This is a genomic window from Streptococcus pseudopneumoniae (assembly GCF_001072665.1).
GTDB classification, from domain to species: Bacteria; Bacillota; Bacilli; order Lactobacillales; family Streptococcaceae; genus Streptococcus; species Streptococcus pseudopneumoniae_S.
In genome coordinates this window covers 1-9147 of sequence record NZ_JVJI01000096.1, presented here as the reverse complement: position 1 = coordinate 9147, position 9147 = coordinate 1, and the positions used below count along the sequence as shown (strand labels likewise).

The following is a 9147-nucleotide window of genomic DNA, read 5'->3' as shown; positions in this document are numbered from 1 at the left end:
CGTACTCAAGTACAGCCTGCGGCTAGTTTCCTAGTTTGCTCTTTGATTTTCATTGAGTATAAATAAATACTATAAAGCCTGCAAAAATCTCAAATATCCTCCTACAATTTGATATAATAGAGAGAAGAACTCATTTGAAGGAGGAAATGATGTCGGTTTTAGTAAAAGAAGTGATTGAAAAGCTCAGACTAGACATTGTCTATGGCGAACCAGAATTACTTGAAAAGGAAATTAATACCGCGGACATTACGCGACCTGGTCTTGAAATGACGGGCTATTTTGACTATTACACGCCAGAGCGGATCCAACTCTTGGGAATGAAGGAGTGGTCCTATCTTGTTTCGATGTCCTCTCACAATCGTTACCAAGTCTTGAAAAAAATGTTTCTACCTGAGACACCTGCGGTCATTGTTGCTCGTGGTTTGGTAGTTCCAGAGGAAATGTTAAAGGCAGCCAGAGAATGTAAGATTGCCATTTTAACCAGTCGTACAGCTACTAGTCGTTTGTCTGGAGAGTTATCTAGTTATCTGGATTCTCGTTTGGCAGAACGGACCAGTGTGCATGGTGTCTTGATGGATATCTATGGAATGGGTGTCTTGATTCAGGGAGATAGTGGTATCGGTAAGAGTGAGACAGGTTTAGAGCTTGTCAAACGTGGTCACCGCTTGGTAGCTGATGACCGTGTCGATATCTTTGCCAAGGATGAGATTACTCTTTGGGGTGAACCAGCTGAAATCTTGAAACATTTGATTGAAATTCGTGGTGTTGGGATTATCGATGTTATGAGTCTCTACGGTGCGAGTGCGGTCAAGGATTCTTCACAAGTCCAGCTAGCCGTTTACCTGGAAAATTACGATACGCATAAGACTTTTGATCGTCTTGGAAACAATGCCGAGGAAATAGAAATTTCTGGCGTAGGCATTCCTCGTATCCGCATTCCAGTTAAAACTGGTCGTAATATCTCTGTCGTGATTGAGGCAGCTGCCATGAATTATCGTGCCAAGGAAATGGGCTTTGATGCGACGCGTTTATTCGAAGAACGTTTGACAAATCTCATTGCTCAGAACGAGGTGCCTAATGCTTGATCCAATTGCTATTCATCTAGGCCCTATAGCCATTCGTTGGTATGCCTTGTGTATTGTGACAGGCTTGATTCTTGCGGTTTATTTGACCATGAAAGAAGCGCCTAGAAAGAAGATCATACCAGACGATATTTTAGATTTCATCTTGATAGCCTTTCCCTTGGCTATTTTAGGAGCTCGTCTCTACTATGTTATTTTCCGTTTTGATTACTATAGTCAGAATTTAGGAGAGATTTTTGCCATTTGGAATGGTGGTTTGGCCATTTACGGTGGTTTGATAACTGGGGCTCTTGTCCTCTATATCTTTGCTGATCGTAAACTCATCAATACTTGGGATTTTCTAGATATTGCGGCACCTAGCGTCATGATTGCCCAAAGTCTAGGCCGCTGGGGTAATTTCTTTAACCAAGAAGCTTATGGTGCAGCAGTGGATAATCTGGATTATCTACCTGGCTTTATTCGTGACCAGATGTATATTGAGGGGAGCTACCGTCAACCGACCTTCCTTTATGAATCTCTATGGAATCTACTTGGCTTTGCCTTGATTCTGATTTTTAGACGAAAATGGAAGAGCCTCAGACGAGGTCATATTACTGCTTTCTACTTGATTTGGTATGGTTTCGGTCGCATGGTCATCGAAGGTATGCGGACAGATAGCCTCATGTTCTTTGGACTTCGAGTATCTCAATGGCTTTCAGTTGTTCTTATCGGATTGGGTATTTTTATCATTCTTTATCAAAATCGTAAGAAGGCCCCTTACTATGTTACAGAGGAGGAAAATTAAATGTTAGAAGTTGCATATATTCTTGTAGCCCTTGCTTTGATTGTATTTTTAGTGTATTTAATCATTACTGTACAAAAGCTTGGACGTGTTATCGATGAAACAGAGAAGACGATTAAAACCTTAACTTCAGATGTAGATGTGACCTTGCATCATACCAATGAATTGCTGGCTAAGGTCAATGTCTTGGCAGATGATATCAATGTCAAGGTGGCAACGATTGATCCACTCTTTAGCGCTGTTGCAGATTTATCTCTATCTGTTTCAGATCTCAATGACCATGCGCGTGTATTGAGTAAGAAAGCTTCATCAGCTGGTTCAAAAACATTTAAGACTGGTGCAAGTTTGTCAGCTCTTCGTCTTGCAAGTAAATTTTTCAAAAAATAAAAAAGGAGAATCCTTATGGGTAAACTATCCTCAATCCTTTTAGGAACCGTTTCAGGTGCAGCTCTTGCCTTGTTTTTAACAAGCGACAAGGGCAAACAAGTTTGCAGTCAGGCTCAAGATTTTCTAGATGATTTGAGAGAAGATCCTGAGTATGCCAAGGAGCAGGTCTGTGAAAAACTGACAGAAGTTAAGGAGCAGGCTACAGATTTTGTTCTTAAAACCAAAGAACAGGTTGAGTCAGGTGAAATCACTGTGGACAGTGTACTTGCTCAAGCCAAATCATGTGCTCGCCAAGCGACAGAAGCATCAAAAGATCGATTCAATAATCTCAAGGAGCAATGGCAAGAAAAGGCCGAAACTCTTGATGAATCAGAAGAGATTGTTATTGACATAACAGAAGAATAAACCATCACCATCTCTGGACGGACTATGTGTCTGGGGATGGTGATTTTTTTCTCGTAGCGTGTCTTTGTGGTATAATAAGTACTATGCAGAAAAAACCAACGTCAGCCTATGTGCACATCCCGTTTTGTACCCAGATTTGTTATTATTGTGACTTTTCAAAAGTTTTTATCAAGAATCAGCCGGTAGATAGTTATTTGGAACATCTGTTAGAAGAGTTTCAATCTTATGATATTCAAAAGTTGCGAACCCTCTACATCGGTGGTGGCACACCGACAGCTTTGTCAGCTTCGCAACTGGAGGTGTTATTGAAGGGATTGACTAAAAACTTGGACCTGTCTGTTTTAGAAGAGTTGACTATTGAGGCTAATCCAGGCGACTTGGATGCGGATAAGATTGCTGTTTTGAAAAACTCGGCTGTCAACCGTGTTTCGCTAGGTGTGCAGACCTTTGATGACAAGATGCTGAAAAAGATTGGGCGCAGTCATTTGGAGAAGGATATTTATGAAAATATCGACCGTCTGAAACTGGCTGGTTTTGACAATATCTCCATCGATTTGATTTATGCACTGCCTGGTCAGACCATGGAGCAGGTCAAGGAAAATGTGGCTAAGGCTATTGGGCTGGATATTCCTCATATGAGTTTGTATAGCTTGATTTTGGAAAATCATACGGTCTTTATGAACCGTATGCGACGAGGGAAGTTGCCTCTGCCTAAGGAGGAAGTGGAAGCTGAGATGTTTGAATATATCATCGCAGAGCTGGAGCGAGCTGGTTTTGAGCATTATGAGATTTCCAATTTCTCAAAACCCGGTTTTGAAAGTCGCCACAATCTCATGTACTGGGACAATGCTGAATACTATGGCATCGGTGCTGGGGCATCTGGCTATGTCAATGGTGTTCGCTATAAAAACCACGGCCCGATTCGTCATTATCTCAGTGCAGTTGAGGAAGGCAACGCTCGCATCACAGAAGAGCACCTGAGTCAAAAGGAGCAAATGGAAGAAGAAATGTTCCTGGGGCTTCGCAAGAAATCAGGAGTCTCCATGGTGAGATTTGAGGAAAAATTTGGACGGTCTTTTGATGGACTTTATGGAGAAATTGTCAAGGACTTGGTTCAACAAGGTCTCATGCAAATAGAGGGGGATCGAGTTCGCATGACAAAGAGAGGTCTCTTTTTAGGAGACACTGTAGCAGAACGATTTATTTTGGAGTAGAACGATGGGTTTAACTTATCAAATGAAAATGAAAATTCCTTTTGATATGGCTGATATGAACGGTCATATCAAGCTTCCAGATGTGATTTTGTTATCCCTGCAAGTTTCAGGGATGCAGTCGATTGAGTTGGGAGTTAGTGATAAGGCCATTTTGGAAAACTATAATCTGGTCTGGATTATCACAGATTATGATATTGAGGTGGCTCGTTTGCCTCGTTTTGCGGAAGAAATCACCATCGAAACGGAAGCTTTGAGCTACAATAGACTCTTTTGCTACCGTCGCTTTACCATTTATGATGAAGCAGGGCAGGAGCTCATCCACATGATGGCGACCTTTGTTCTCATGGACCGCGACAGTCGAAAAGTCCATGCTGTAGAACCTGAGATTGTGGCTCCTTACCAGTCTGATTTTGATAAAAAGCTCATCCGTGGACCAAAGTATGAGTCCTTGAACGAGCCAATCAGCAAGGATTACCATGTTCGTTTTTACGATTTGGATATGAATGGTCATGTCAATAACAGTAAATACTTGGACTGGATTTTTGAGGTCATGGGAGCGGATTTTTTGACCCAATATATTCCCAAGAAAATCAACCTCAAGTATGTCAAGGAAGTTCGACCAGGTGGGGTGATTACATCGGCTGTTGAACGGACTGGACTGGAAAGCAAACATGAGATTACAAGCGACGGTGCTACCAATGCCCAAGCTATCATCACTTGGCAAGAAATGAAGAAGGATTAGGGAGAAATAGATGAAATATAAAGGCTATTTAATTGATTTAGACGGAACCATTTATAAGGGGAAAGATCGAATTCCAGCAGGAGAAGCTTTTGTCCATGAATTGCAAAAGCGGAATATCCCCTATCTTTTTGTAACAAACAATACAACCCGCACTCCAGAGAGTGTTCAAGAGATGTTGGCTCAGAATTTTAATATCGATACGCCCCTATCGACTGTCTACACAGCGACTTTGGCAACGATCGACTATATGAACGACTTGGGGCTTGAAAAGACCGTCTATGTCATCGGAGAAGCAGGGCTCAAGGAAGCCATCAAGGCAGCTGGTTATGTGGAAGACAAGGATAATCCTGCCTATGTGGTAGTAGGTCTGGACTGGCAAGTCGACTATGAAAAATTTGCGACAGCAACTCTAGCTATCCAAAAGGGTGCTCACTTTATCGGAACCAACCCTGACCTCAACATCCCGACAGAACGCGGTCTTTTGCCAGGTGCTGGTTCACTGATTACCCTGCTTGAAGTAGCAACACGAGTGAAGCCTGTTTATATTGGAAAACCAAATGCCATCATTATGGATAAGGCGGTTGAGCACTTAGGTTTGGAACGTGAAGAGTTAATCATGGTCGGGGACAACTATTTAACAGATATCCGAGCAGGGATTGACAATGGCATTCCAACGCTCTTGGTGACAACAGGTTTTACCAAGGCGGAAGAAGTATCAGACCTACCAATCGCACCGACTCATGTGGTTTCTAGCCTTGCGGAGTGGAATTTTGATGAAAACTAAACTGACTTTTTGGGGCTCTATGGTCTTTCTTCTGTCCCTCTCAATCCTTCTGACTATTTATCTAGCTTGGATTTTTTATCCGCTGGAAATTCAGTGGCTGAATTTAACAGATCGAGTTTATCTAAAACCAGAAACCATTCAGTACAACTTTCATATCTTGATGGATTACCTGACCAATCCTTTTAGTCAGGACTTGCAGATGCCTGATTTTCGTTCGTCAGCAGCTGGTCTGCACCACTTTGCGGTGGTCAAGAATCTCTTCCACTTGGTTCAGATAGTAGCTCTAGTGACACTGCCAAGTTTCTATTTCTTTGTCAAAGGGATTGTGAAAAAGGGCTTTTTGTCTCTCTTTTATAAAAGTCTCCTAGCTCTAGTAGTCTTGCCTTTGCTGATTGGTCTTGGGGGAGTCTTGATTGGTTTTGATCAATTCTTTACCCTTTTTCATCAAATTCTCTTTGTGGGAGATGATACCTGGCTTTTTGATCCAGCCAAGGATCCTGTTATTATGATTTTGCCAGAGACCTTTTTCCTCCATGCCTTCCTCCTCTTTTTTGCCCTCTATGAAAGCTTCTTTGGTTTTCTGTACCTGAAAAGTCATAGTAAATAATACTAAAGATATTCTTATTTTGCATAAATCAATTAGGTATGTGATTCGAAACTATTGTCAAGAATGAATTAATCAAATCCAAAAAGAGTTAATCGTTCGCAAACAGTCTATTTTTCTTGAAAAAATAGGCTTTTTTTCTAAAAATCTCTAGTCAAGCGCTTTATTTTTTTGTATAATAGAATTAGCAAAGTATAGATAAGAAGAGAAAAGCATGATTACACTATTTCTATCACCGAGCTGTACTTCATGTCGTAAGGCAAAGGCCTGGTTAGAAAAACATAAGGTTCCCTTTGAGGAACACAATATTATGACCAGTCCTTTAACGAGAAAAGAATTGCAACACATTCTTTCCTTGACCGAAAATGGTACTGATGACATCATTTCAACTCGTTCAAAAATTTTTCAAAAATTAGATATTGATGTAGAGAGTATTTCAGTATCGGAATTGCTTCATTTGATTGAGCAGTATCCTAGTCTTTTGCGTCGTCCAATTATCATCGATGCCAAACGCATGCAAATTGGTTTTAATGAAGATGAGATTCGTGCTTTTCTCCCTCGTAGTTACCGTAAGCAAGAACTAAAAGAAGCAAGAATGAGAGCTGGTATTAGTTAATGAACAAACAGTATAGTTACCCACTAGATTTGTCGTGGAGCACTGAAGAACTTGCTTCAGTGCTTTCTTTTTTTAATGATGTTGAAGCTGCCTATGAAGGCAAGGTAGAGGCTAAAAAGTTACTGGATTCCTATAAGGGATTCAAAGCGGTCGTGCCAAGTAAGAGCGAAGAGAAACGTTTGGGACGAGAATTTGAAACAGTTAGTGGCTATTCGCTTTATCGAGCAGTTCAGGCTGCCAAGGAAAAAGGGGAAGGAAAGATTTCTCTTGGAAAGTAAATTTGAATTTGCCAAAGAGCTTGTTAAGAGAGCGGGCCAGTACATCCTTGACCATATGCAGGAAGACTTGCGTGTTGAAACCAAGTCCTCTCCAACAGATTTGGTGACCAAACTGGACAAGGAAGTTCAGGAGCTATTGGTTGGTGAGATTTTGTCTCGTTATCCTGAAGATAAGATTTGTGCTGAAGAAGGTTGTCTGCGAGCCTCGGTTCAAGAGGGCAGGGTTTGGGTCATTGATCCCATTGATGGGACCAATAATTTTGTAGCCCAGCAGGAAGATTTTGCTGTTATGATGGCTTATTTTGAAAATGGTCAGGGACAGTTTGGGCTGATTTATGATGTGGTCAAAGGGGATTGTTATCACGGTGGTGGTAAGTTTCCAGTCTGTCGAAATGACCAGCTCCTAGCTCCCTTTAAAGTAAAACCACTTGGAGATTTCCTTATTGCAGGGAATAGTGGTATGCTGGAAACCAATGAATGGGGACTGGCTGATTTGAGTCGAGCGGTCCTCGGTGTTCGTGTCTATGGGAGTGCGGCCATTAGTTTTGTCAAGATTTTGTCAGGGCGTTTGTTGACCTATATCACTTATCTGCAACCATGGGATTATGCTGCAGCAAGTATTTTGGGGGAAAGTCTGGGCTATCGGGTTGTGACCCTTTCTGGTCAACCGCTTGATTTTCAAACTAGACAGCCGGTCATGATGTTACCTCTTGAGATGCAGGAGGAAATTCAGTCCTATATTTACGAAAGGAAAAGAACTTAAATGCAATTTCCAGAAGGATTTGTTGAAAAATATGAAGAGATACTAGGAGATGAGGCAAGAGATTTTCTTGCCTCTTTTGAGGAGGAAGCGGTTTCGGCCTTTCGAGTTAATCCTTTAAAAGAGGCGCCAGTTTCCTTTCCTGATGCTATTCCTCAAACCCCTTGGGGCCACTATGGGAAGGTTTCAGGGAAATCGCCTGAGCATGCTACTGGTTTAGTTTATTCGCAAGAACCTGCTGCTCAGATGGTTGCTCAGGTAGCCCAGCCCAGTCCTGGTATGAAGGTTTTGGATTTGGCCGCTGCACCGGGTGGAAAATCAACTCAGCTGGCAGCCTATCTAGCAGGGGAGGGTCTCCTTGTTTCCAATGAAATTTCAAGCAAACGGGCTAAGATTTTAGTAGAAAACATGGAGCGCTTTGGAGCGGCAAATGTCGTAGTGACTAATGAATCTGCCGACCGCTTGGCTAAGGTCTTTAAAGGCTATTTTGACCTCATTGTCCTTGATGCACCTTGCTCAGGAGAAGGAATGTTCCGTAAGCAACCAGATGCTATGGACTATTGGAGCTTAGATTATCCGAGTCAATGTGCTAGCTTGCAAAGAGAAATTCTAGTAGATGCAGTAACCATGCTAGCTGAAGGTGGTCGCTTGGTTTATTCAACCTGTACCTGGGCCCCCGAGGAAAACGAAGAGATTGTCAATTGGCTACTGGAGGAGTATGATTTTTATTTGTTGCCAGTAGAGCATATCAATGGAATGGTAGCTGGTATTGACCTGCCAGAAACGGCTCGTATGTACCCTCATCATTTTAAGGGAGAGGGTCAGTTTGTCGCCCATCTACAGTTTAAGGGTGAAAATCCCGCCCCTAAATTTAAGGCAAGTAAGAGCAATCTCAGCCGAGAACAAGTTACTTTGTGGCAGGAATTTGCCCAAAAACATTTGAAAATCAATCTAAGGGGTATCTTGCAGACTTTTGGGGACCAACTCTATCTCCTGCCAGAACTTTTGCCAGATTTAGGGAAGCTCAAGATTGCTCGGAATGGCCTGCATCTGGGAACTTTTAAGAAGAAACGCTTTGAGCCTAGTTTTGCTCTTGGTCTAGCCTTGAAACCGAGTCAGGTCAAGCAGTCGGTTGAAATTGACCAAGAAGCGTTTGTAAAGTATGCCGCTGGAGAAACCGTTCAGCTGGCGGAAAGTCTGCCAAATGGTTGGTACCAAGTTTTGGTTCAAGGCAATGGCTTGGGCTTTGCTAAGGTGACTGGAAATGTTTTGAAAAATTATTTTCCAAAAGGCCTCAGATTCAAGTGAAAATGCTAGTCAAAGTAGCTTGTCTATGTTATAGTGGAAGTATGGATTTTTTTCAAATTGTCTTTCATTTTAAGTCAAAATTGGTGGAGATGGTAACTAAGCAAATTTCTAGTTAAACCAAGCTAATACTCTTCGAAAATCAAATTCAAACCGCGTCAACGTCGCCTTGCCGTACTCAAGTACAGC

The 9147-nt window shown here is 42.0% G+C and carries 12 protein-coding genes; all 12 read left to right on the top strand.

Going from position 1 to position 9147, the window contains the following annotated elements; translation table 11 throughout:
- Positions 1–149: 149 nt before the first annotated feature.
- The 12 genes from hprK to ADH52_RS04930 all read left to right on the top strand — a co-directional run bounded on the left by hprK (position 150) and on the right by ADH52_RS04930 (position 8961).
- Positions 150–1085, top strand: coding sequence for an HPr(Ser) kinase/phosphatase (gene hprK, locus ADH52_RS04985; protein ID WP_000115152.1), 936 nt, complete (start codon positions 150–152; stop codon positions 1083–1085).
- Complete coding sequence (lgt, locus tag ADH52_RS04980) at positions 1078–1866, top strand: prolipoprotein diacylglyceryl transferase (RefSeq protein WP_004262504.1); 789 nt, start codon at positions 1078–1080, stop codon at positions 1864–1866. The genes hprK and lgt overlap by 8 nt, the downstream gene beginning before the upstream one ends.
- On the top strand, positions 1867–2250 hold the full coding sequence (locus ADH52_RS04975; protein ID WP_042750944.1) for a DUF948 domain-containing protein: 384 nt from the start codon (positions 1867–1869) through the stop codon (positions 2248–2250).
- A 15-nt stretch (positions 2251–2265) separates the two neighbouring features.
- Entirely contained in the window at positions 2266–2655 is a 390-nt protein-coding gene (locus ADH52_RS04970) for a YtxH domain-containing protein (RefSeq protein ID WP_000517381.1), read from the top strand.
- Positions 2656–2738: 83 nt separating this feature from the next.
- Positions 2739–3869, top strand: a complete 1131-nt coding sequence (gene hemW, locus ADH52_RS04965) for a radical SAM family heme chaperone HemW (RefSeq protein ID WP_049510458.1) — start codon at positions 2739–2741, stop codon at positions 3867–3869.
- A gap of 4 nt (positions 3870–3873) precedes the next feature.
- Positions 3874–4611: an acyl-[acyl-carrier-protein] thioesterase gene (locus ADH52_RS04960; protein ID WP_049510456.1), complete on the top strand. Its 738-nt coding sequence runs from the start codon at positions 3874–3876 to the stop codon at positions 4609–4611.
- Between the two features lie 10 nt (positions 4612–4621).
- Positions 4622–5395 carry a TIGR01457 family HAD-type hydrolase gene (locus ADH52_RS04955; protein WP_049510454.1) on the top strand — a complete coding sequence of 258 codons (774 nt, stop codon included), beginning with the start codon at positions 4622–4624 and terminating at the stop codon, positions 5393–5395.
- Positions 5385–6002: a TIGR01906 family membrane protein gene (locus ADH52_RS04950; protein ID WP_049510451.1), complete on the top strand. Its 618-nt coding sequence runs from the start codon at positions 5385–5387 to the stop codon at positions 6000–6002. Before ADH52_RS04955 ends, ADH52_RS04950 begins: the two co-directional genes overlap by 11 nt.
- Positions 6003–6213: 211 nt before the next feature.
- The gene (locus tag ADH52_RS04945) at positions 6214–6615 is read left to right on the top strand and encodes a Spx/MgsR family RNA polymerase-binding regulatory protein (RefSeq protein ID WP_000631254.1); all 402 of its coding nucleotides are present in this window, start codon (positions 6214–6216) and stop codon (positions 6613–6615) included.
- The gene (locus ADH52_RS04940) at positions 6615–6893 is read left to right on the top strand and encodes a UPF0223 family protein (RefSeq protein ID WP_001041974.1); all 279 of its coding nucleotides are present in this window, start codon (positions 6615–6617) and stop codon (positions 6891–6893) included. Before ADH52_RS04945 ends, ADH52_RS04940 begins: the two co-directional genes overlap by 1 nt.
- Positions 6883–7656 (top strand): inositol monophosphatase family protein, encoded by a 774-nt coding sequence (locus tag ADH52_RS04935; RefSeq protein WP_049510449.1) that lies wholly within the window; start codon positions 6883–6885, stop codon positions 7654–7656. Before ADH52_RS04940 ends, ADH52_RS04935 begins: the two co-directional genes overlap by 11 nt.
- A complete protein-coding gene (locus ADH52_RS04930) occupies positions 7657–8961 on the top strand; it encodes an RsmF rRNA methyltransferase first C-terminal domain-containing protein (protein WP_049510447.1) in 1305 nt (434 codons plus the stop codon). It begins immediately after the preceding gene.
- Positions 8962–9147: the final 186 nt, after the last annotated feature.